This window comes from Achromobacter sp. HZ34 (assembly GCF_002209485.1).
GTDB lineage: Bacteria > Pseudomonadota > Gammaproteobacteria > Burkholderiales > Burkholderiaceae_B > Bordetella_C.
In genome coordinates this window covers 534,453-558,155 of record NZ_NJIX01000004.1, presented here as the reverse complement: position 1 = coordinate 558,155, position 23,703 = coordinate 534,453, and the positions used below count along the sequence as shown (strand labels likewise).

17 protein-coding genes are annotated in these 23,703 nt (G+C 65.1%); 6 read left to right on the top strand and 11 right to left on the bottom strand.

Translation table 11 applies throughout. From position 1 onward, the window contains the following. Positions 1-11 precede the first annotated feature (11 nt). The 5 genes from CEY05_RS18985 to CEY05_RS18960 all read right to left on the bottom strand — a co-directional run bounded on the left by CEY05_RS18985 (position 12) and on the right by CEY05_RS18960 (position 8,417). Positions 12-2,486: a TonB-dependent receptor gene (locus CEY05_RS18985; protein WP_233161593.1), complete on the bottom strand. Its 2,475-nt coding sequence runs from the start codon at positions 2,484-2,486 to the stop codon at positions 12-14. Between the two features lie 253 nt (positions 2,487-2,739). Continuing rightward, positions 2,740-3,756: a FecR domain-containing protein gene (locus CEY05_RS18980; RefSeq protein WP_088597037.1), complete on the bottom strand. Its 1,017-nt coding sequence runs from the start codon at positions 3,754-3,756 to the stop codon at positions 2,740-2,742. 33 nt (positions 3,757-3,789) lie between these two features. Further along, positions 3,790-4,299: a sigma-70 family RNA polymerase sigma factor gene (locus CEY05_RS18975; protein ID WP_233161592.1), complete on the bottom strand. Its 510-nt coding sequence runs from the start codon at positions 4,297-4,299 to the stop codon at positions 3,790-3,792. 316 nt (positions 4,300-4,615) lie between these two features. Next, positions 4,616-7,780 (bottom strand): CheR family methyltransferase, encoded by a 3,165-nt coding sequence (locus CEY05_RS18965; RefSeq protein ID WP_088597035.1) that lies wholly within the window; start codon positions 7,778-7,780, stop codon positions 4,616-4,618. Between the two features lie 199 nt (positions 7,781-7,979). Further along, positions 7,980-8,417 carry a cupin domain-containing protein gene (locus tag CEY05_RS18960; RefSeq protein WP_088597034.1) on the bottom strand — a complete coding sequence of 146 codons (438 nt, stop codon included), beginning with the start codon at positions 8,415-8,417 and terminating at the stop codon, positions 7,980-7,982. Positions 8,418-8,605: 188 nt separating this feature from the next. Here CEY05_RS18960 and CEY05_RS18955 point away from each other — a divergent pair, with 188 nt between their 5' ends. From CEY05_RS18955 to CEY05_RS18935, 5 genes are all read left to right on the top strand, one after another. Then, positions 8,606-9,544 (top strand): LysR family transcriptional regulator, encoded by a 939-nt coding sequence (locus CEY05_RS18955; RefSeq protein WP_088597033.1) that lies wholly within the window; start codon positions 8,606-8,608, stop codon positions 9,542-9,544. Positions 9,545-9,749: 205 nt separating this feature from the next. After that, positions 9,750-10,835 (top strand): Ldh family oxidoreductase, encoded by a 1,086-nt coding sequence (locus CEY05_RS18950; RefSeq protein WP_088597032.1) that lies wholly within the window; start codon positions 9,750-9,752, stop codon positions 10,833-10,835. Positions 10,836-10,903: 68 nt separating this feature from the next. Further along, positions 10,904-12,016 carry an amidohydrolase family protein gene (locus CEY05_RS18945; RefSeq protein WP_088597031.1) on the top strand — a complete coding sequence of 371 codons (1,113 nt, stop codon included), beginning with the start codon at positions 10,904-10,906 and terminating at the stop codon, positions 12,014-12,016. A gap of 88 nt (positions 12,017-12,104) precedes the next feature. Continuing rightward, on the top strand, positions 12,105-13,091 hold the full coding sequence (locus CEY05_RS18940) for a tripartite tricarboxylate transporter substrate binding protein (protein ID WP_233161591.1): 987 nt from the start codon (positions 12,105-12,107) through the stop codon (positions 13,089-13,091). A 277-nt stretch (positions 13,092-13,368) separates the two neighbouring features. Then, the gene (locus CEY05_RS18935; protein ID WP_088597029.1) at positions 13,369-14,184 is read left to right on the top strand and encodes a transporter substrate-binding domain-containing protein; all 816 of its coding nucleotides are present in this window, start codon (positions 13,369-13,371) and stop codon (positions 14,182-14,184) included. Positions 14,185-14,234: 50 nt separating this feature from the next. Here CEY05_RS18935 and CEY05_RS18930 read toward each other — a convergent pair whose 3' ends face one another. Then, entirely contained in the window at positions 14,235-14,561 is a 327-nt protein-coding gene (locus CEY05_RS18930; protein ID WP_088597028.1) for a hypothetical protein, read from the bottom strand. Positions 14,562-14,721: 160 nt separating this feature from the next. On the opposite strand from CEY05_RS18930, the gene CEY05_RS18925 reads away from it, so the two are divergent. Then, positions 14,722-15,729, top strand: a complete 1,008-nt coding sequence (locus tag CEY05_RS18925) for a LysR substrate-binding domain-containing protein (RefSeq protein WP_088597027.1) — start codon at positions 14,722-14,724, stop codon at positions 15,727-15,729. Positions 15,730-15,736: 7 nt separating this feature from the next. Here the strand turns inward: CEY05_RS18925 and CEY05_RS18920 are convergent, their stop codons facing one another. The 5 genes from CEY05_RS18920 to CEY05_RS18900 all read right to left on the bottom strand — a co-directional run bounded on the left by CEY05_RS18920 (position 15,737) and on the right by CEY05_RS18900 (position 23,703). After that, positions 15,737-17,122: an MFS transporter gene (locus tag CEY05_RS18920; RefSeq protein ID WP_088597026.1), complete on the bottom strand. Its 1,386-nt coding sequence runs from the start codon at positions 17,120-17,122 to the stop codon at positions 15,737-15,739. Between the two features lie 88 nt (positions 17,123-17,210). Then, a complete protein-coding gene (locus tag CEY05_RS18915) occupies positions 17,211-18,923 on the bottom strand; it encodes a hydantoinase B/oxoprolinase family protein (RefSeq protein ID WP_088597025.1) in 1,713 nt (570 codons plus the stop codon). Continuing rightward, on the bottom strand, positions 18,923-21,034 hold the full coding sequence (locus CEY05_RS18910) for a hydantoinase/oxoprolinase family protein (protein WP_088597024.1): 2,112 nt from the start codon (positions 21,032-21,034) through the stop codon (positions 18,923-18,925). Before CEY05_RS18910 ends, CEY05_RS18915 begins: the two co-directional genes overlap by 1 nt. 367 nt (positions 21,035-21,401) lie before the next feature. Next, positions 21,402-22,358 (bottom strand): tripartite tricarboxylate transporter substrate binding protein, encoded by a 957-nt coding sequence (locus tag CEY05_RS18905; protein WP_233161590.1) that lies wholly within the window; start codon positions 22,356-22,358, stop codon positions 21,402-21,404. Between the two features lie 76 nt (positions 22,359-22,434). Then, positions 22,435-23,703: a carboxylesterase/lipase family protein gene (locus tag CEY05_RS18900; protein WP_088597023.1), complete on the bottom strand. Its 1,269-nt coding sequence runs from the start codon at positions 23,701-23,703 to the stop codon at positions 22,435-22,437.

Sequence of the window (23,703 nt, the reverse complement as noted above, 5' to 3'; positions counted from 1 at the left end):
CCTCCGCGGCGTCAATACTGATACCGAAGATTGAGCATCACGCTACGCGGCGCGCCGTAGTAGTTCTGGCGCGAGGCGCCCCCCAGCTTCTCGTAATAGACGCGGTCGAACAGGTTGTTCACCGTCAGCGTGCCATCCAGGTGACGGTCATGGCGATAGCCGACCTGCGCGGACACGACGGTGTATGTGCCCTGGTTCCACCGCGTGCCATTCTCCTCTTCGTAGAAGCCGCTGTTCACCCGAACGCCACCCCCCACGCTCCAACCGCGCAAGGCTTCCTGGCTGAACGCATACTTGGTCCACAGATTGAACGTGTGGCGGGGCGTGATCGAGCTGAACGACGTGCCTTGCGAACCGACGTCGGCATCCAGGTATTTGGTATGGGTATAGGCATACCCCGCCACCAGATCCCAACCCGGCAAGGGCGACCCGCTGACCTCGGTTTCGAAGCCTTCACTGCGCACCTTGCCGGCCGCCACCGAGAACATGGGGTCGTCCGGATCCGCCATGGCCCGGTTACGGTCCTCCATCCGGAACAAGGCCGCGTGCGTATTCAAGCGTCCATCCAGATACTCGCCCTTCAAGCCGATCTCATACTGCTTGCCGGTGCGCGGCTTCAAGGTACTGCCTTGCGCGTCGGTATCGGTCTGCGGCTGGAAGATGCTGGTGTAGCTGGCGTACGCGGACAGCTCATGCGTCAGGTCGTAGACGACGCCGGTATAGGGCGTGATGTGCGCGCTGATACGGTCGGTGTTCTGGCTGAAGTCGTCGAAATAGGTGTTGTTGTTGCGAGCATCGTTGCGCCACCACGAAAGCCGCGTGCCGGCGATCACCTTCAGGTTGTCCGTGGCCTGGAAGTTCAAGCGCGTATAAAGACCGAGCTGCGACGTGCGCGACTCGTTGCCATTGACCCGGTCGAAGTCCGGATCCGGCATATTGCGCACGGGATCGTAGATATTGGTGGCGTACGTCGTGCCGCCCCCATAGCTGAACGCCTTGCGCGTATAGGTGTAGTCCGCGCCCACCAGCACCGAATGCTCGCGTCCGAAAGCCGAGAAAGGCAGGTTCAGGTTGACGTCGGTACCGGTGGTCTGCCAGTGGTTGCGATAGGACCAGCCGATGACGCTGGTATCGCCGGTGGCGGGATCCACCGCTTTGTTCGCCCAGGTCATCAACCGGGTCGGGGTGTCGGTGTCACGATGAAAAACGCTGGCCTTGATCGCCCCACCATTGGCCAGGCGGTGTTCGAGGTTGGCGAAGGTCTCGGTCGTTTCCTCGGTCAGGCGGTTCCACTGGGCGCTGACGTTGGTGGAGCGCTTCACATCCAGCAAGCTGCCGTCCGCATAGGCCGGCAAGCCGAACGAAGGCCTGGAGTGGTCACGCTGCCAGGTGATGCCGGCGGTGAGCGTCGTAGCGGACGTCAAATCGGCTTCGATGACACCGTATAGCGTGGGATGTTCGGCATCGACACGATCGATGAAAGAGCCCCGATGCTCATAGGCGGCGATGAAGCGGCCGCGCACCTTGCCAGCATCGTCGAAGGGCGTGCTCAGGTCCGTGACGGCGCGGTAGTAGTCCCACGATCCCACCGTGGTCTGCGCGCTGAAGCCGAATTTATCCAGCGGACGCTTGCGCACCAGGTTGATGCTGCCGCCGGGCTCGCCGCTGCCCTGGTACAGGCCGCTGGGCCCACGCAATACTTCGATGCGGTCGTAGATGGCGAGATCGAAACCGGTGGACAGGTTGCCCGCGCCGGCCGGCATGCTGATGCCATCCACCATGAGGGTGTCCAGCGCATAGCCGCGCGAAATGAAATTGGAGATGTTGCCGCCGCTGCTCAAGGTCTCCACGGTGATACCGGTGACGTTGCGCATGGCGTCCGACAGATTGTTCAGGTTCTGGTCGTCCAGTTGCTTGCGCGTCACGACCGAAGCCGACTGCGGAATCTCCTTCAGCGTCTGGCCGCCCTTGCCTATCGTCACTGCCCGGCTGGTGTAGGAATTGGACCCCTCCGTCTGCGCCAGCTGATCCGCGTTGCCGATGACCGTAACGGCGTCCAGTTCGGTCACCGGCGCGCCGGCGGGCACGGCTTGCAGGTCATACACGGCCGCGCCGCGCGGGACGGCCCGCCAGCCGCTGCCGCCCAGCAAGCGGTCGAAGCCGGCTTGCACGCCGAAGGAACCGTGCAAGCCGGGGCTCTGCCGGCCCGCCAGCAGGGCGGGATCGAATACCAGCTGCACGCCCGATGCAGCGGCATAACGGGCCAGGGTGTCGCCCAGGCTGCCGGGCGCGATGTCATACGCGCGGGCCCCCGTGCTGGTCGCAGGCACCACGGGGGCTGCGGGGGCCACGCCGGCCGATGGCGCGGCTTGCGCGGCGGCGCATGCTCCCAACAGCGTCGTCAAGGTCAGGGCCTGCCAGGCGGCGGCCGGGACGAATGCGCCAGGGCGCTGGGCACGCATGCCGCGCGGTCGGGGAGTGGCCATCGAGCTGTTTTCCTTCGGTCGATATGAAATGGAGGAGCGGCGCATGCCGCGTATTCCTAAGCCACTCCGGACGAGAAGGAAAAAGTGATCATGCTGTCCAAAAAAAACACTTCAAGGTATCCCAGCGTCGGGGCAACCTCCGGGTTGCCCTGCCCCCGGGTCGGCAGCGCTGCCCGCGCAGGGCGCGGTTGTCCTGCGCGACCTTCCACCCCCACGGGAGGTGGCTTTTTCTTGAAAATATCTACCCGAAACATCATGCAGGACCGACGGAAACCCAATAGCGGCTGATGCGCCGGATGCGCAGGGAGAAGGTCTGGGCCAGGGTCGCCAGTGCGGCATCGGTGTCGGCCACGGACACGGCCCCCGACACGCGCATGTCGGCGATGGAAGGATCGCAACGCAGGAAGCCCGGGCGGTAGCGGCCCAGCTCCGCCAGGACATCGGCCAGGCGCATGTCGCGCGCGAGCAGCATGCCCTGGGTCCACAGATCGGCGCCCTCTTGCGCCGCGCGCGGGGCCTGCGCGCCGGCGCGGTCGAAGCGAGCCTGCTGTCCCGCCTCCAGGCGCAGGGGCGCACCGTGCGCGGGCGCGACCAGCACGGCATGCTCGAACACCGTCACGTCAACCGCGCCGCCTTCCTGGCAGCGCACGCCGAAACGCGTGCCAAGTGCCTGGACGGTGCCCGCCGGCGTATCGACGAAGAACGGACGATAACCAGGCGCATCCGGATCGGCCCCGGTGGTGACCAGGATCTCGCCTTTGCGCAAGACCAGCCGTCGGTCATTGGCCGAGAAAGCGATATCCACGGCGGTGTCGGTGTTCAAGACCAGCTGCGTGCCATCCCGCAGCGTCTCGCGGCGGCGTTCACCGATGTCCGTGGCGGCGTCCGCCATCCAGACTTGCCAGGGGCGTTCGCGCCACGCCAACCAGGCGAGCGGTACCCCGAGGGCGAGGCCCGCGCCGGCGCGCAAAACGGCGCGCCGGCTCGCCCCCTTGGCGGCGGGACGCAGCACCTGGCTGCCGATGCCCGCCGGCAAGGTGTCGAAGGTGCCCAGCACTTTCTCCGCGCGCGCCCAGGCCTGGGCATGCGCGCCGCTGCGCGCGAGCCAGGCCGCGAACGCTTCGCGGTCATGGGATTGGGGTGCATCGAAGCGCAGCCGCATGACCCACTCGGCGGCCTCCTCCAACAATGCCGCCGAAGGAGGATGGGCTGACGTGGCGGAAGTACCGGATGCGGTAGTGGCCGAAGGGGAAGGAGAGGTGCGACTCATTGGAATGGGGAATGCTTTGCCTTGCCCTGCCGCTCACTCCGCCAACGCCATGCAGGCCACCAGGGCCCGCTGGATGTCGCGGCGCACGGTGATCAGCGTGCAGCCGGTACGTTCCGCGATCTGCTGCAAGGTCAGCCCGTCGAGTTGCGCCATCAGGAAGGCCTGACGTGTACGCGCCGACAGTCCCCGCAGCATGGCGTCGATACGCAGCAGCGTCTCCACCACGATCAGTTCCGTTTCCGGGGACGGCGCCAGCGGCTCCGGCAGTTGCGCCAGGGTCTCCAGATAGGCCTGCTGCACCTGGCGGCGGCGCCAGTGATCGACCAGCAAGCCCTTGGCGATATGGGTGATCAGGGCGCGCGGTTCGTCATTCAGCGTGGCCAGCCGGCGCGATCCCATCAGGCGCACGAAAGTGTCATGGGCCAGGTCGGCGGCCTCGCAGGCATCGCCAAGCTTGCGCTGCAGCCAGCCACGCAGCCAGCCGTGGTGGTGGACGTACAGGGATTGCACCGTATGTGCGGAGATGGGATCGAGAACGGTCACGAGCTGTCCAGCGGCGGCCAGCCGCATAACGATAATGAGAACCGCTCTCATTTTTTCTTATTCTCTGCGCAATTGCAAACCGCATTGCGGAAATACGCAGCAGTGAGCGAGTGTGAGCCGCTTGGAACCCGCCTGGGCGCCTGTCGCCCAACGCTGGAACAGGTCATTGGGGTCGCAGGGTTTTTGACAGGGGGATAGTGCCCATAGTCATCCCCCAACGCCGCGCCGCCATAGCCGGTGGCGAAGAGGAAAAAGATAGGCCTTTGCGCGAGCGCGTCCGCCACGGGAACGGAGGTCTCGCCATCCAGGTTGACGTCTACAATGCCAGCGTCGATGCGCTCGGTGCCACCGGCAGCGGAATCTCTATCCTGCATGAGATACCGTCCAGATTGAAGCGGAGTTCGGTTCGGGCCCTGAGTGTGTATTTCAATGCCTTTTCGATCAACTGCCGGCCGAAACCGACCTTGCTCGAATCGGGTATGCGCTTCACGCCCTGCTCGATCCAGTCTATGGCCAGGAACTCGCCCCGCTCTGGCGCGGACTCGACTGTCCATCTCACATCCAGGCTGGCGTCATCATCCTTCAGCGCGCCGTATTTCACCGCATTGGTCGCCAACTCATGCAAGGCCAGGGCGATAGTCTGGCAATTGCCCACGCCAAGGAGAACCACCGGCCCCGCGATCGAGATACGGCTGTTGTCGGCCATGCCCAGCGCACTGAATTCCAGCCTGACAATTGCGTCCAGACTGACCAGATTGCCGTCCGCTTGGCCCACCAGGCCCTGCAAACGCCCCAGGGCCGACAGCCGGTCGTGGAAGGTCTGCACGGCGGGATCCGCCGGCAACGTCTGCTGCGCGATGGACTGAATGACCGCCAGCAGATTACGCGTGCGGAGCTGCAATTCACCGATCAGCACATCCTGCCGTTGTTCAGCTTGAATCATGCCGGTGATGTCAATGAAAGCAATGACTACGCCCTCGGTCTGCCCTTCCACATTCAGATAAGGCGCCAGGCGCACCAGGAAATGGGCGCGAAGGCTCGTACCCATTCCTTTGCCCATCTCCTTGCTCACCACCTTGCATTCCATCGGCTCGCCGCTGCTGAAGACGCTGGCAATGTTTTCTTCCAGCCCGGGCAGTTCGAGCCGGCTGACCAGGTCGGCCAGCGGACGGCCGCGATCGATCGGGCGGATATTGAAGATATCGACCACGGCCGGGGTGAAAGATCGGATCAGCAGCTTGCGATCGAGGAAAATCGTGGCAACCGAGGTACTCTCCAGCAGGTTCTGCAGATCGCCATTGCCGCGGTCCAATTCCTCGATCTTGCCGCTAAGCTCGGTATTGACCGTATGCAGCTCCTCGTTCAAGGAAACCAGTTTTTCCTTGGACGCCTCCATTTCCTCACTGGATTGCAGTTCTTCATTCACCGAGACCAGTTTTTCATTGGAGGATTTCAGCTCCTCCAGCGCGGTCTCGTACTCCTCGATCATCGACTGCAGGCGCTCGCGCGTATCGCGCAGCTCCTTCTCGATCTGCAGCGTCGTGCCGTCCTGCATGACCTGCGCGCGCAGCCTGGCTTCGTCGCGGTTCAGCACCGGGCCCTGGTCCGTGAAGACCACCAGGTACATGCGATCCCCCGGCGACTGCTCCGGCAAGGGCTCCACGGTCAGGCTGATGACCTGCACGCGGCCCTCCTCGCCCTCGATGGCGACGCCCGCCCGGGTGACCGGCCGCCCCGACTCCACCGCTTCGCGAAACACCGAACGCAGGTCCAGCCCCAGGCCCTTGCGGGCCATGGCGAACAACTGACGGGTAGGGATGCCGGGCGCGGCCTCCAGATACTTGCCGGTGCGCGATGAGTAATACACGACATCGCCTTCGCGTGTGGTCAGCACGTGCGGCGGCGTGAACCGTTCCAGCATGTGGTTGTCCACGGCATGGCGCAGCGCGCCGCCGCCCAGGGTGGGACGGTTCGATGCCAGCGTGGCGATATGGCCGATGCGCGTCGACGCCAGGGACAAAGGCATGCGCAATGGCGCCGCCCCCACGTCGCGGCGCTGGAAAATGCGCTGCTTCTTTTCCACCGGCACGAACAGCTCGTCGAACTGGCTGACGTTCTCCGACGTGCCCAGGAATAGATAGCCGCCCGGCCGCAAGGCGTAATGGAAGATGGGGATGACCTGACGCTGGATTTCCTGGCCCAGGTAGATCAGCAGGTTGCGGCAGGAAACCAGGTCGATGCGCGAGAATGGCGGATCGCGTATCACGCTGTGCGGCGAGAACACACACAGATCGCGCACCTCCTTGCTGACGACATAGCTGCTGCGGTCGTGCACGAAGAAGCGCTCGCGCCGCGCCTCGGAAACACCTTCCAGCAAGGCCAGCGGATAACGCGCGGTACGGGCCACGGAAAGCGCGCTGTCATCGATGTCGGTTGCGAAGATCTGCACGCGGGGCGCCTGGTCGAGCTCGTGCAGACACTCACGCATCAGCATGGCCACGGAGTACACCTCCTCTCCCGTCGCGCACCCGGGCACCCACACTCTTATCGTGTCGCGGGGGCCGCGTCCATCGATCAGCTTGGGCAGGATGGTATCGGCCAGCGTCTTGAAGGCCTGCGCGTCGCGAAAGAAGCTGGTGACGTTGATCAACAGATCGCGAAACAGCGCGGCTACCTCCTCCGTATCAGCGCCCAGCCGCGTAACGTAGACATCGGGCTCGTCGATTTCCAGGACCTGCATGCGCCGCTGCACGCGCCGCAGGAAGGTGTTGACCTTGTAGCCGCTGAAATCATGGCCCGTCTGCGCGCGCAACAGCGCGTAGATGCTTTCGCGTGCGTCATCCAGCTTGCGGTCATTGGCGCGCGCGAGGTCGGTCCTGGCCAGGCCATCCAGCAAGAAGAGGCCCTTGGCGAAGCTGGTCAGTTTCGCGCCCATCTGTTCCACGGGGATGGCGAAATCGACGATGCCGGTGCCGATCGCGCTGTCCGGCATGTGCGTATGCTGCGGCCCGAAGGCATCGGCGGTCTGCGCCAAGGTCAGCCCGCCGCGCTTCTTGATGGCCTTGATGCCCAAGGTGCCGTCGGAATCGCCGCCGGACAGGACAACGCCGGCGGCCAGTTCACCGATGTCCTCGGCCAGCGCGCTGAAAAACAGGTCTACCGGACGGCGTTCCGGATGTGCGGCATCGACCTCATCGAGCGATAGCACCCGCTTCTTGATATCCACCACGGCGGCGGCCGGCAGCAGGTAGACGCAATTCGCTTCCACAGGCGTGAGCCCCTCCAGCGCCACCACATTCATCGAGGTGTAGCGGGAGACGATCTCCGGCAGCATGCTTTTGCGATCGGTGCTCAGGTGCGTGACGATCACACAGGCAAAGCCCGGCTTGTCCGGCACACCGCGAAAGAATCCCGCCAGGGCTTCCACCGCGCCGGCAGACGCGCCTATACCCACGATGGGAAAGTCCGATGCTGCCGCCATGCTCACTGCTCCCGCGCCGTCGCGCACCCATGCCTGGAAGAGGGGCATCCTGCCCCCGGCATGCCAGCAGGAAAGGGTAGCAGGTTCCAGGCGGCATGGGCTGTCGCGGGAACCGGACGGCAAGGTTACAGGACTGGCCTGCCGGCCCGGCCCGGGCTGGGCCGGCAGGCCAAGGAGCCGGGCATCTCGGCCGAGCCGCTTACTTGTGTTCCGCCGTGATCGACCGCGTTTCCCCGGTTTCCACCAGGGTGCGGGTGGCGTTGACCGACCCGTAGATCCACAGGATCTTCATTCCCTGGGTGTCGGACAGATTGCGGAAGCGATGTGGCACGCCGGCGGGAATCCAGGTGGTGTCCATGGGCTTGAGGTGGAATTCCTGGCCATCGATGTCGAACATGGCGTCACCTTCCAGCAGCATCACGCTCTCTTCGCAGTTGTGGAAGTGGAAGGGAATCCTGGCGCCCGGGCCGAATTCCGTGATGCCGTTGATGAAGGCTTCGGCGCCCTTGGAGGCGCTGGCCAGGGGAATGGTGCGGGCGCCGCCGCCGCGCTCGTAGGCCTTCATCTGGTCCGGATGAAAGATCTGCGGCTTGAGGCCGGTCGGCGCCGGGGCCGGTGCTTGGGCGGTACTGGTCATGCGGTCTGCTCCTGGACGATTCTTGGGACTTGCGGGTCGGGACGATGGGCTTTGGAATGACGCGGCTGCCATCCACATGCTTCGCCACCGCAAAACATGAAAGTCTAGACAGCGGCCGGCGCCACCGTCCAATGCCGAATGGGCCGGCAGGTATATCATTCTGCGATGGACTTTGAAGGCGAACGGCGGTGAATCTTCGAACTTTGAAATACTTCGTGGCGATAGCCGACGCGGGCAGCCTGACCGCCGCCGCCGAGGCCATCGCCATCGCCCAGCCGGCGCTCAGCCGGCAGATGCGCGCGCTGGAAGAGGAAATGGGCGTACCCCTGCTGCAGCGCACCGCACGCGGCGTGCGCCTGACGCAGGCCGGCGTGACGCTGTATGAAGCCGCGCAGCGCATGCTGGACGAAGCCCAGCGCGTGAAGCGCCAGCTGGCCGGGCCGGCGGAAACCGGCAGCCGGGTGGTACTGGGCGTGTCGCCCACCCTGTCGCGCGTGCTGGTGCCGGGCCTGTTCGAGCGCTGCCACCGCACGCTGGACGAGATGCGGCTGACCGTGCGCGAAGCCTTCACCCCTGAACTGCTGGACATGCTGGAAAAAGGCATGGTGGACATGGCCATCATCACCAGCATGGGCGCCAGCGCGGGCCGTCCCCTGGCCCTGCATCCCCTGGTAGGCGAGCCCTTCGCCCTGGCGTCGCCCGCGTCCATGAAGATCGACCCCATCATTTCACTAGCCGAGCTGGCGCGCCTGCCCCTGCTGATGACCACGCTGCACCGCACCGTGGTCGAACGCCAGCTGCAGCCGATGGGCGTGCATCTGAACATCCATTCTGAAATCGACTCCGTCGATGCCATCCGCGAACTCGTGCGCACCGGCGACTGGTGCGCGCTGATGCCGGTGTCGATGTTCAAGGAACCCCGCCATGACGCCGCCATCACCCTGACCGAGGTGTCCGGCGTCCAGCTGAACCGCCAGCTGATGATGGCCACCCGTATCGAGGCCACGCCCAGCACCGCCGTGGCGGCGCTGCGGGAGATCGTGCTGGCCGAACTGGCGCGGCTCAACCGGATGCGGGTATTCAACCTGGGCAAAGCGCCTGGCAGGACCTCAGCCAGATCAAAATGATATGGCTCCGCGTGGAAACGGTATTAGTTCTACGCGCACCCGCTTCCTATACTTCCCACGCACCGGATGAATCACATCCGGGCCGCGCCCTCGCGCGCCGCTACCCGCCGATGAAGCGCTCGTTCCATCCATAGCGCCATGGGAGACAGGCGGCGCCATGACGCGGACCCCTTTGCCACGATCAGGCCCCGAACACGCTACGAAGATGACTGCCTCGAACGCCGAACGCTCGCACGCCACCCGTTCCACCTCCATTCCCATCGCCGACCTCCAGCGCTTCATTGCCGGCGTCCTGGGCGCCGTCGGCATGCCCGCCGCCGACGCGGCGACCGTCGGCACCATCATGGCGCAGGCCGATGCGCGCGGGGCCGATGCCCATGGCGTGTTCCGCCTGCCCGCCTATGTAAAACGCATCCGCGCCGGCGGCATCAACCTGCACCCCGACATGCGCGTCGTGGAAGAGCGCGCCGCCACCGCCCTGCTCGACGGCGACAACGCCATGGGCCACCTGGTGATGAAGCGCGCTACCGACCTGGCCATAGACAAGGCGCGCCGCTCCGGCATAGGCTGGGTGGGCACCCGCCACAGCAACCACGCCGGCCCGGCCGGCCTGTATGCCCGCATGCCGCTCGAACACGGGATGATAGGCATCTACATGGCCGTGGGCAGCGCCAACCACATGCCGCCCTGGGGGGGCATCGACATGCTGCTGTCGACCAACCCCATCGCCGTTGCCGTACCCGCCGCCAGCCGTCCGCCCATCGTGCTGGACATGGCCACCACCACGGCCGCCTACGGCAAGGTCAAGGCGCTGGCCCAACGAGGCCAGGCCATGCCGGAAGGCTGGATGGTGGGCCGCGACGGCAAGCCCCTGCTGGACCCCAAGCGATCGGACGAAGGCTTTCTGCTGCCCATCGGCGGTGCCAAGGGTTATGGCCTGGCGCTGATGTTCGGCGTGCTGGCGGGCACGCTGAACGGCGCCGCCTTCGGCCGCGACGTGGTCGACTTCAACAAGGACTACCAGAGCGTCACCAACACGGGTCAGGCCGTGGCCGCCATCGACGTCACCGCCTTCATGCCGCTGGCCCAGTTCGAGGCCTGCATCGACGACATCTGGGCGCAGATGAAATCATCGGAATTGCTGCCCGGGGCGCAGGAAATACGCCTGCCCGGCGAGCAATCCGCCATCACGTACGAAGACCGCGTCACCCACGGCGTGCCCCTGCACGCGGAGCTGATCGCGGCCCTGGACACCTTGGCACGCAGCGTGGGGGTGGACCCGATCGTGTAATGCCAGCCCCAGCCCTGGCACCAAGACCGGCGGCGGCGCAATAACAACAACGAAGAGAGGAGACACAGATGGTATCGCGCAGAGGATTTCTGAACGGCGCCGCCAGCGCCGGCATCATGTTCTGCAGTTGCGGACTGCTGGATGCGGCACGCGCGGCAGGCCAGGCGGGCGCGGCAAAAAAACCGCCCGCCCTGGTGATGGACGGCAAGCGCGTCAAGGTCCTGGACACGCACGCGCACTGCTATTTCCAGGAGGCCATCGACCTCATGGGTGACGATGCCAAGAAGGTATTGCCACCGGTGCGCGGCGTGCAGGAGCACTTCATTCCCGTCGACGACAAGGCCGCCGTGGCGGGCCGCCTGGCGGCGATGGATGCCATGGGGGTGGACATGGAAGTGCTGTCCATCAACCCGTTCTGGTATGGCAAGGACAAGGAGACGGCCGCGGCGATCTGCAAGATCCACAACGAGAAGTTCGCCGAACTGTCGCACGCCTATCCTGGACGTTTCGCCGCCTTCGCCTCGCTGTCTCTGCAGTTCCCGGACCTGGCGGTCGAGCAACTGGAGCATGCCGTCAAGACCCTGGGCTTGCGCGGCGCCGCCATCGGCGGCAGCGTGGCCGGCGCGTCCTTCTCCGACCCGCGCTTCCATCCGGTCTGGGCCAAGGCCCAGGAACTGGACACCACGCTGTTCATCCATCCGCAAAGCACGCCCGAACTGGCCAAGCGCTTCCAGGGCAATGGCTGGCTGTCCAACGTGATCGGCAATCCGCTGGACACCACCATCGCGCTGGAACACCTGATCTTCGAGGGCACGCTGGACAAGTTCCCGCGCCTGAAGATCCTGGCCGCGCATGGTGGCGGCTACCTGGGAACGTATGCCGCCCGTTCGGATCGGTCGTGCTACGTATCGCCATCGAACTGCAACGCCGATATCGTTCTGCGGAAAAAGCCGTCGGAATACATCCGCCAGATCTACGTCGACGCCATGGTGTTCACACCCGAAGCCTTGAACTTCCTGATCTCTCAGGTAGGCATCGGCCAGGTCGTGGTGGGCACCGACCATCCCATTCCCTGGGAGCAGCATCCCGTCGACCAGGTGCTGGCGACGCCCATGTCGAATGCCCACCGTGCCGCGATCCTCAGCGGCAACGCAAAAAAACTACTCAATATCGAACTTTGAGGGGAGACAGAAAATGAAAGCGTGGACGAAAAATCCGGCAGTAAAAACCACAACTGGATCGACACAAACCCTGGCTCAGGGGCCGACCGTGAAAGGCGTCCTGACACGCACGCTGCGCCACGCCCTGCTGGCCGCATGCGCGGTGGCCGGCGGCTACACGGCAGCCGCGCAGGCCGCCTACCCCGACCATGCCATCACCATGATCGTGCCGCTGGCGGCTGGCAGCGCGGTGGACAACGCCGCCAGGCTGGTGGCCCAGGAGATGGCCAAGGACCTGGGCGTGGCGGTGGTGGTCGAGAACCAACCGGGCGCCGCTGGCATCATCGGCGCGGACCGCGTCTCCAAGGCCACGCCGGACGGCTACACCATAGGCGGCTTCAACGACAGCATCCTGACCATGGTGCCCAATCTGCAGAACGCCATGCCCTGGGATCCGGTGCGTGACTTCACGCCGGTATCCCTGGCGACCACCTTCGCCTGGGCGCTGGTGACCACGCCCAGCCTGCACTACAAGAGCGCCGCCGACCTGGTCGCGGCCGCCCGCGCGGCGCCGGGCAAGCTGCACTACGGCTCGGGCGGCATCGGCAGCCCGCAGCACATCGCCATGGCGCTGTTCGCCGCGCGTAACGGCCTGGACATCGTCCATGTGCCTTACAAGGGCGCCTCGCAGGCAGCGGTGGGCGTGGCGGCCGGAGAAGTCCAGGCCGCCTTCGAAGCCGTGCCCACCGTCAAGAGCCTGGTCGACGGCAAGAAGCTGGACCTGATCGGCGTCTGTTCGGAAAAGGAACTGGCCAGCCTGCCCGGTGTGAAGACCATTTCCGAATCAGGCTCCGTGCCCTTCACCTTCGAGTCCTGGTTCGTGGTCGTCGCGCCCAAGAAGACCCCGGCTCCCGTCGTGGACCGCTTGAACGCCGCCATCAAGAAAGCCCTGGCGAATCCCGACCTGCAACAAAAGCTGGCAGCCCAGGGAGCATTCCCGCGGGGTTCGTCAGCCAAGGAGTTGGGCGACCTGACCAAGTCGCAGCTGCAGGTCTACAAGAAGTTGATCGACGATAACCACATCAAGGTGGATTGATCCTGCAAGATGCGCCCCCCGGTCGAACCGGGGCGCAAGCGGGTGCCGAGGCTGGGCGGGGTGAACAGGGATACAACTGGTATCTCTTCAAGTTCTTTTGACAGCTCGTCCTCAGCAATATGTATCAAGACGACAGTATGATCCCGCCCGGCGCGTAACACGTGCCGGCGTGGACGATGCCCAGGATCTCTTGCTCCGGGCGCGCCGGGTAGCCAAGCGCCATTGCTGAATCGACGAATGCTCGCTCAATGCCTCACCTATTGCGTTAGGAGACCCCATGTTCAAGAGAAATACCCTGGCCGCCATTGCCCTGGCGCTGACCGCGCTGCTGCAGGGCTGCGCCCATACCACGCCGGAAGACACCGCCAAGCAGAACCTGGCTGCCGCCCAGCACGTGCTGGCGCCGACCGGTTCCCTGCGGGTAGCGATGTACCAGGGCAGCCCGACGTCCTACGTCGCCGGCAAGGAAGGCGATGACCCACGCGGCGTCGGCTATGACGTCGGCCAGGCCTTCGCGCAGAAACTGGGCGTGCCCTTCGAAGCCAAGGTGTTTCCGAACAACGCCGAAGCCCTGAAGGCCGTGGCCAATGGCGATGCCGACTTCACCTTCACCAATGCCACCGAGGAACGCGCCCAGACCATGGACTTCTCGCCCACGGTACTGGACGTGGAAAAGAGCGCACTGGTCGTGAAGAACTCGCGCCTGAAAAAGCTGGATAACCTCAGCCGCCGCGGCCTGCGCATCGGCGTCAGCAAGGGCAGCTCCACGGGTGACGAGTTGAAGCCCCTGTATCCCAAGGCCAAGCTGGTGCCGGTGGCCACCCTGGCGCAAGCGGTGGAAATGCTGCGGACTCGCAAGATCGACGCCTTCGCCACCAATAACGCCATCCTGTTCGAGATGAGCGACAAGCTGCCCGGTTCGCGCGTGCTGCCCGACCACTGGGGCCTGGAGCACTTCGCCATCGGCGTGCCCAAGGGCCGCGAAGCGGGCCAGGATTTCGTCAAGGACTTCGTGTCGGCAGCCGTCGCCAACGGCACGGTGCAGAAGGCAGTGGAACGCGCCAACGTGCGTGGCACGGTCTCCGCGCAGTAGCGGGAGCGTAGTAAAAGCCACGCAGTAAAAGCCACGCAGTAAAAAGCCGCTCACCTGGCGGCGCGCTTCTCTTCAAGTGCGTCGTCCAGGGCAGTGCGCAGTTCGTGGCGTTTCACGCATACGGCCCTGCGGTCCGACACTTTCCGGTCGACCGGCAGCGGATGCAGCTTGCACCAGACTTCCAGGGCGCCCAGGAGCATGGCGTTTTTCTCCGGGCGCGCTTGATCGGAACTGGTCTCCAAGGCTGTCAGCACCGCATCGAATTCATTGACGCTGAAATTCCACAGGGCATGCTGGGCGTCCTTGCTCAGTTGCCTGAGGGCGGCCAGATCGGCGACACCGCGCCGGGTTTGAAAGGTACCGATAGCACTCGACATTTGCGCTCCTGAAGTATCACCCGATGGCGCAATGTAGCGAGCCCGTCCGACCCTGCGTATCCTCTGGCCGGACGAATATCCCTCAGCCGGGCCGATAATCGTGGCGAGTATTCCCAGACGGACCGGGACATTTTCCGACTATGATCGGAATCCGTAATCCATGATTCCCGCCTCAGCCCCGCCGCGCGCGGGACAAGGTTTACCTGCGCCCATGCGTTATCGCCTGCCCCCCTTGAACAGCCTGCGTATTTTCGAAGCCGTGATGCGTCACGGCTCGATCCGCCAGGCCGCCGGGGAACTCTGCCTGACACCCCAGGCGGTGAGCTTGCAGCTCAAGCAATTGGAATCGCACCTGGAACAGCAGTTATTCCAGCGCAGCGCGCGCAGCCTGACGCCCACCGAGGCGGCCCGCCAGTTCTATAAACACGTGCGCGACGGGCTGGACCGTTTCGCCGAGGGCGTCGACGCCATTGCCCCGGCGCCCGCCAGGCAGCAGCTCTATCTTTACGTCAGCCCCTATTTCGCCACCGAATTCCTGGTGCCGCGCCTGGGCCGATTCACGTCGTCCGTGCCGGACATCGACGTGCGCATGGCCATCGGCGTCGAACTGGACGAGTTCAACAACAAGGGCCTGGAAGCCGCCATCCACTGGAGCTATGGCGCGCCGCCCGAATTCGTGGAAACTCCGCTGATCGACGACCTGAAAGTGCTGGTGGCGACACCCAGCCTGCTGGAGCGGCTGCCGGTCCGTACCCCGGCGGACCTGCTGAAACATGCGGTGGTGGTGCCGCTGGTGTCCAACTCGCTGTGGGAGGACACGCTCAAGCTGCTGGGCGTGGACGAGCGCCCGACCCAACCGCTGATGATGCTGCACACCCACGCCGCCATGATGGAAGCCGTGCTGGCCGGCCTGGGCCTGGGCTTCATTTCCTACGCGGACGCGGTGCGCGGCGTCGCTGCCGGGCGCCTGGTGGCGCCCTTCGGCATGGACCTGCTGAAGCAGTTGCCCGTCGGGCATATCCCGCGCTTCAGCCTGCTGGTGCGGCCGGACCGCCGCCATTCGCCCACCCTGATGCAGTTCACCCAATGGTTGCTGGAAGAAGTGTGCACCGAGGCGGTGGTCGGCTACGCATCGAAATGCCGGCCGGACCAGTACGCCGACGCCTGACCTCGATTCATTCGGGTCGCGGCTGATCCCCCGGCATGGGCTGCCCGGTGTTATCGCGGGTGTAAATCAAGCCGATGATGCCCAGCACCGCACCGAACATCAGATAGTAGGCGGGCATCATCTTGTTGCCGGTTTGCTGGATCAGCCAGGCATTGAGCATGGGCGCGGTGCCGGCGAACAGCGCCACCGCCACGTTGTAGCTGACGGCCATGCCGGTGAAGCGCACCTGGGTGGGGAACAGCGCCGGAATGATGGAATAGATGCACCCCAGCAGCGCAGCCAGGCACAGGTTGAGTATCAGCAAGGCCACCACCTTCACCGCATAATCCCCCGTCACCAGCATATTGAAGCAGGGGATGGCGAAGACCAGCACGCCCAGGCTGCCCGCCAGCATCAGGCGCTTGCGGGTGATGCGGTCAGCCAGCGCCCCCATGACCGGAATCATGGCAATGAGGAACAACTGCGGTCCCAAGGACATCAGGAAGCCGGCCTTCGCGTCTATCGTCAGCGTGCTGATCAGATACGTGGGGATGTAGGTGGTCACCGTGTACAGCGTGACGTTGGTCACGATGATGATGCCGCAAGACACCAGCACCAGGCGCAGGCACTTGGAAAACAGATAGTTCCAGCCGGCGTTGGCGTGGGACTTCTTGTTCTCACTGACGGCTTCGAAAGCCGGCGACTCTTCCAGGCGCTTGCGGATGTACAGGCCGATGGCGCCCAGCGGCAGCGCCAGCAGGAAAGGCACGCGCCAGGCCCAGGCGTAGATCTGGTCCTGGGTGAAGAACGACGTCAGCACGGTGGTGATGGTGGCGCCGAAGGCGAAGCCGCTGATGCAACCCACCTCGATCCAGCTGGTGATGGCCGTGCGGCGCTTGTCGGAGCAGTACTCGGCCACATAGATGGCCGCGCCGCTGCCTTCGCCGCCGGCCGAGATGCCTTGCAGCAGGCGCAGCAGCACCAGCAGCACCGGCGCCGCCATGCCTATGCTGTCGTGTGAAGGAATCAGGCCGATGGCGAAGGTGGCCACCGCCATCATCAGGATAGTGACGGTGAGCACCTGCTTGCGGCCGAGGCGATCGCCGATGGGCCCGAAGATGATGCCGCCGAACGGCCGTGCGAAGAACGCGATGGCGAAGGCCGCCAGCGACGCGATCAGCTGCGTGCCGGGCGCGCTGGCTGGAAAGAAGACCTTGCCCAGCACGCTCGCCAGGTAGCCGTAGACCGAGAACTCGAACCACTCGACGAAACTGCCCACCACCGACGCCAGGACGACGCGGTTCAATTCGTCCTTGCCGACCTTGCGCGGCGCGGCGGCCGGCGTAGTCGAGCCCGGCTCGCCGCGTCGATCGAACCTTAGTTCGTCGGATGCTTGTGCTGCATTGATAGCCATCGTGTGCCCCTTGTGTTCCCGCAGCCTGACGCTGGGATAAGCTCAACTGCGCAGCGCCGGGCACGTGCCCGGCGCTGCGCGTTGCGGTTTAGTCGAACGCGTGCGGATAGTCCTGCCGCGCCTGTGCTTCGCTGATATAGCCGTCTCGAACATCCCGTTGCACCAGGGTGGCCGGACGCGCGGTGGGCGCGCCGTAGCCACCGCCACCCGGCAGATCCAGCACCAGGCGTTTGCCTTCGGAAATCAGCTGCGTGCCCTTGGCTTTCATGACGGTACCGTCGTCCATGCCCACCGCGCCGGCCGCGCCGTTGCCGCCGCCTTCATGGCCGCGGGCGGGGAAGGCAACCCGGTCGAACATGGCGTTCAAGGTGAAGTGGTAGCCGTCGTGCGCGCCGATTTCGATGTGCTGGCCCAGCCCGCCGCGCCACTGGCCCGCGCCGCCGGAGTCAGGCCGCAATTCCTTGCGCCAGACGATGATGGGGCCGATGCTTTCCGTGACTTCGGAAGACATGGTGTGCACGCCGCTGGGAAAAGCCGTTGCGCTGAGGCCGTCGCTCGCAGGGCGTGCGCCGCTGCCGCCGGTGTTGAAGATCAGCATTTCGTGGCGCGCCTGGTTGGTGTCCGGCCGCACGCCCGTGAAGCGCATCTGCAGGTTCCACAAGGCGCTGGCGCCTTCGGCCGGGATCAGGTCCGGCTTGTAGGTTTGCAGGGCGCCCAGCACCACGTCGGGAATCAGGTGACCCAGCACATGGCGCACGGCCACCGGCGCGGGACGCAGCGCATTCAGGATGCAGCCTTCCGGCGCGGTGATCTCGAAAGGCTTGAGCGAGGCCCAGTTGTTGGGGATTTCCGGCGCCAGCGCGCACTTCAAGGCGTAGCAGGCATAGGCCTTGGTGTAGGTCAGGGGTACGTTGATGCCGTACTTGCTGGGGCCCGACGTACCATCGAAGTCAGCGTACATGGTGCCGTCCTTGGCTTGCACGCTGACATGCAGGTCGATGGGCTGTTCATACCCGTCCACGCGCATTTCGTATGCATGGCGGCCGGCCGGCAACGCCGCCAGGCGTTCGCGCGTGGCCCGCTCGCTGTGCTCGAAGATGAATTCGGCCAGTTCCTGCAGGTCATCCAGGCCGAACTCGTCCATCATGGATTCCAGGCGCCGGCGGCCGGTGTCATTGCAGGCCACCAGCGAATGGAAGTCGCCGATCACCTGGTCGCGTTCGCGCACGTTGCTGCGCAGGATCTCGATCAGGTCTTCGTTCACCTCGCCGCCCTTGTGGAACTTCATCAAGGGTACGCACAGGCCTTCTTCGTACACTTCGCCGGCATCCGGACCGAAACCGCGGCCGCCGATGTCCACCACGTGCGCGGTCGATGCGAAGAAGCCGATCAGGCGCGGCTGAGCGCTGCCCTTGGGATTGCGGAACACCGGCGTGACCATGGTGATGTCATGCAGGTGTCCGGTACCCATCCACGGGTCGTTGGTGACCAGCACATCGCCGGGTACGAGCTTGCCCTCGAACTTGGCGACGAAATGGCCCACCGACTCCGCCATGGAATTGACGTGGCCCGGGGTGCCGGTAACGGCCTGGGCGATCATGCGGCCATGGGCATCGAAGACGCCAGCCGACAGGTCGCCCGCTTCCCGCACGCTGGTGCAGAAGGCCGTGCGAACCAGGGTGACCGCTTGTTCCTCGACCACCGCGATCAGGCGGTTCCACATGATCTGTTCACGGACGCGGATGGTGGCGCTTTTCTTGCTCGCGCCGGCGTTGCCCGCCTTGGAGTTGCTCGTGCTCATTACGCGGCTTCCTTCTCTGCACGTTGAATCAGCAGGCAGCCATCCTCTTGCAGGATCAGGCTGTAGCTCGGGCTGACATAGGACGAGGTTTCTTTTTCGGTGACGATCAGCGGTCCATCCAGGCGCAGGCCGGTGGGCAGGCTGGCGCGATCATAGATGGCGCAGTCCAGGAATTCACCGGACTTGGCGTCGAAGACCTGACGGCTGTCGATGGGCGGATAGTCCTTGCGGGAGGCGACGCGGTCGCCCAGGCTGGCCTTGATGCGTTCCGGCGGCGGCACTTCGCTGCGCAGGGACAGCGACCAGCTTACGACTTCGACATCCAGGCCGACCACTTCGTGGCCGAACAGTTGCGTGTAGGCCTGCACGAAGTTCTGGCGCAGCACTTCCAGCCCTGCCTGGTCGACGACGGCCATCGGCGCGGCGACGGGGATTTCCCAGCCCTGGCCGGCATAGCGCATATAGGCGCGCAGCTCGCGCACGGTAGCGCCCGTATGGCCGGTTTCGCGCACGAAGCTGGACACCTCTTCATTCATTTCCGCGATCATGCCGTTGACGACGTCGGCATCGAAGCGGGTCAGGCGCATCACGGCGCTGCGCAGCGATTCATAGCCGAAGGGTGCGCGCAGGAAGCCGATGGCGGACCCGACGCCGGCGCCGGGCGGCACCAGCAGGCGATCCATATGCAGTTTTTCGCACAGGCGCGCGGCGTGCAGCGGGGCCGCGCCGCCATAGGCGATCATGGCGTAATCACTCAGGTCGCGGCCACTTTCCACCGCGTGCATGCGCGCCGCGTTGGACATGTTCTCGTCCACCATTTCGGCCACCGCGTAGGCCGCCTGCACGGCGTCGCCGTTCAAGGGCTTGGCGATGTGCGTGTCGAGCGCCTGGCGCGAAGCCTCGCTGTCCAGGGTGATCGAGCCACCGGCAAAACGCTTGGCGTCGAGCTTGGCCAGCACCAGGTCGGCATCGGTGACGGTGGGGCGATCGCCGCCGCGGCCATAGCAGGCCGGACCCGGTTCGGAGCCGGCGCTTTCCGGACCGACGCGGACCTGCTTCAAGTCATCGACATGGGCGATCGAACCGCCGCCGGCGCCGATCTCCACCATCTCGATGACCGGGATGGAGATGGGCATGCCACTGCCCTTCTTGTAGCCTTGGGTGCGCGCAACTTCGAAGGTGCGCGCCGTCTTGGGGTTGAGTTCCTCGATCAGGCAGATCTTCGCCGTGGTGCCCCCCATGTCGAAGGACAACACACGTTCCAGGCCGTAACGGGCAGCCACATGGCTGGCGTAGATGGCGCCGCCGGCCGGTCCCGATTCCAGCAAGCGCACGGGGAACTCCGCGGCGCTGGCCAGGGACATCAGGCCGCCGCCGGAGTGGATCAGGTACAGCGGGCAACGCATCCCTTCTTCCGCCAGCGCGCTGGCCAGGCGGTTCAGGTAGGAAGACATCAGCGGCTTCACGTAGGCGTTGGCGCAGACGGTGTTGAAGCGTTCGAATTCGCGGATCTGCGGCGACACTTCGCTGGAGATGGAGATCGCCACGCCGGGCAGCGCGCGCAGCAGGTGTTCGCGCACCTTGCGTTCGTGCGCGCCGTTGCGATAGCTATGCATCAGGCCCACGGCCACGCTGGTGAAGCCACCGGCGCGGATGGCATCGATGATGCTGTCCAGGCCGGCCATGTCCAGCGGCACCAGTTCACGGCCGTTGGCGTCCAGGCGGCCCTTGAGCGCGTAGCGGTCGCGGCGCGGGATCAGCGGGGTGGGGAGCTGGATGGCCAGGTCGTATTGTTCGAAGCGGCCTTCGTTGCGCATCTCGATGACGTCGCGAAAGCCATCGCTGGTGATGAAGGCGGTCTTGGCGCCGCGGCGCTCGATCAAGGCGTTGGTCGCCAGCGTGGTGCCGTGCACGATCGAGCGGATCAGCGAGGGAGAGATGCCGGCTTCCTGCGCGGCCAGTTTCAGGCCCTGGACGATGGCCCGTTCGGGTTTCTCGTAATCCGTGAGCACCTTGGCGGTGGAGAGCCGCCCTTCGTATTCCAATGCGACGTCGGTGAACGTGCCACCGATGTCGACGCCCGCCCTGCATGCTGCCTGCGTGTTTGCCATGTTCTGCCGTGTTCAGTCGTGATCTGGAGACCCGCAACGGGCGTTGCGCGGCCGCTGTAAATCCATCATCGGCCGGGGGGCCTACGCTTGGCAAACAAGTAATTAGTGACGCGAGAACAAGCATGGCTGTGCCAGCAAATACCCTGATAGGGTTAGTCCGGGGATTTTCTTGGGATCAAAAAAAGGATTTTTTTGAGGGGGCAACCCCATCGCCCCCCTTCTCGTGCTATCGCCCCCGTAAGCCGAACTTTCGCGGAGGAGGGAGGTTCCCGATTACCCTCCCTTCACGCTACCGCTCCCCCGGCCAGACCAAGGCGGATCCCTACGGACACGCGACGAAGTGAACGTCCCATATCCACGCAGAGAACTATTCCAGGCGGATGCCCAGTTCCTTGATCAAGGGAGCCATTTCGGCGCGGTCGTGGTCGATGGTGGCGCCCAGGACGGCGGGGGTGCTGCCGATGGGGATCATGCCCAAGGTGGCCATTTGTGCCTTCATGGCGGGATCTTGCAGGATCTTGGCGACGGATTGCTGGATGAAGGCGATGCGGTCCGCCGGTACGCCAGCGGGCGCCATGAGGCCGATCCAGGGCTGCGGCGCGTAATCCGCCATGCCGGATTCCTCCAGCGTGGGCGTGTCCGGCAAACCGGCGAAACGCGTCGGGCTGGTGATCACCAGCGGACGCAAGCGCCCCGCCTGGATCAAGGCCTGCGAACTGGACGGTGCGTCCAGCGCAATGTCCAGTTGTCCTCCGATCAAATCGTTTTGCGTCTTGCCCGAGGAAGCCGACGGCACATACAGCGCCTTGACGCCGGCACGCCGCGCGGTCTGCTCCCAGATCAGGTGGAAGGCGGTGCCGCGCGGGAACGACCCGATGGCCAGGTCGCGCTCATGGCTGGCGCGCACGAAATCGTCCCAGGTCTTGAACGGACTGTCGCTGCGGACGATGAACAGGAAAGGCGTGCGCGCCACCAGCGATACCGGCTGCAGGTCTTTCTGCGGATCGTAGGGCAGCTTGTCGACCGCGAAAGGAACGATGGTCAGCGCCGACGCCACTACCATGCCCAGCGTATAACCATCGGCCGGCGACTTCACCAGCACACCGGTGCTGATGATGCCGGACGCGCCCGGCCGGTTTTCCACCACCACTGGTTGCTGCCACGTCTCGCCCAGCTTGTTGGCCAGCACGCGCAACATCACATCCACCGGACCGCCCGGCGGATTGGACACGATGATGCGGAAAGGCTTGTCCGGAAAGGCGGCCTGCGCCAGGCAGGGCAGGCACAAGGCAAGAATCAGCGCAAAGCGCTTCAGATAGAACACGAATTTCCCCTTTTTTATGGCTTGGAACCTGGTTCGAGACCTGACTCGGGACTTGGCTCAACGCCCGCTGGCGCTATTACGCAAAAACATGCTGGGCCGGCGCGGCGTCCCACCCTGGCGACCCGCCGCGGATGAAGGCGATCCAGGCGTTCTGCACGGCGTCCGACACTTGCCGCGCCTTCTCGGCCGACAGTCCCTCCAGCATGGGCGCCCCACGGAAGGCATCGAAGGTATCGAAGACAAAAGGTAGCTCCACACAGTGGCAGGCACCGAATTCAGGGCTGTAGCCGGCATCGAAGCGGTACTCCCAGGCTTGCCGGCCACGCTCGACGGCATCGCGAGCCCAACGGCGCGAGCGTACCGCGAAGGTCTCCTCGCCCTTGCGTCGGCTGTCCTCGTCCAACCCACCCCCGGGAAATGCCGCCAGTTCATCGCGGGAGTAACCGATCAGGACGTCGGCGCGACCGGCGGCCTCAGTCATCGCAGCCTCGATGTCGCGCGCCACCACCTCGCCATCGATGGCGGGATAGAACAGGCTGCGGCTCGATCCTTCCGCCTGCAGCGCCGCCACCACGTCTGGTGCCTGCTGGGCGTCCAGCAGCGCCTGCACCGGCAACTCGCGCGCAGCGGCCAGGCTGGCCGCGCCGGCCGCGCGCAGGAACACCCGGCTCAAGTGCGCGGCCTGCTCACCATCCCGAAAGCCCCGCCCCAGGCCGGCACTCTGCATGATGGCGCGCTGGAACAGCGGCTTGCGCGTGAGCATCAACGCAATATTGGAAGCCCCGGCCGATTGGCCCATCACGGTGATGCGCGCGGGATCGCCGCCGAAGGCCGCGATGTGCGCATGCACCCACGCAATGGCGGCCTCTTCGTCCAGCAGGCCGACGTTGGCGGTTTCCCCTGGCAGGCATAACCAGCCCAGCCCGGCCAGCCGGTAGTTCACGGCGACCACCACGAAGTCGCCCCGCTGCGCCAGCCGCGCGCCGTCATACCAATCCAGCGCACCGGCGCCGCTCTGCCACGCGCCGCCATGCAGCCACACCACCACGGGACGTTGCTGCGTATCGACGCCCGGCGTCCACACGGTCAGGTGCAGGCTGTCTTCGGATTGCTCCGCCTGGAAATCGCCCATCACGCGACGCAGCCGCGAAGGCAGTTGCGGACACACGGGGCCGGGGCGTGTCGCATCGCGTTCGCCGCGCCACTGCGCGGGGCGCGGCGGCGCGAAACGCAAGGGCCCGACGGGCGCCTCGGCGTAAGGGATCGCGGAGAAACGGCAGACGCCCTGCTCGCTTATGCCGTTCAAAGTGCCTTGCGGCAGCCTGGCCTGGACGGTCTGCTTCAT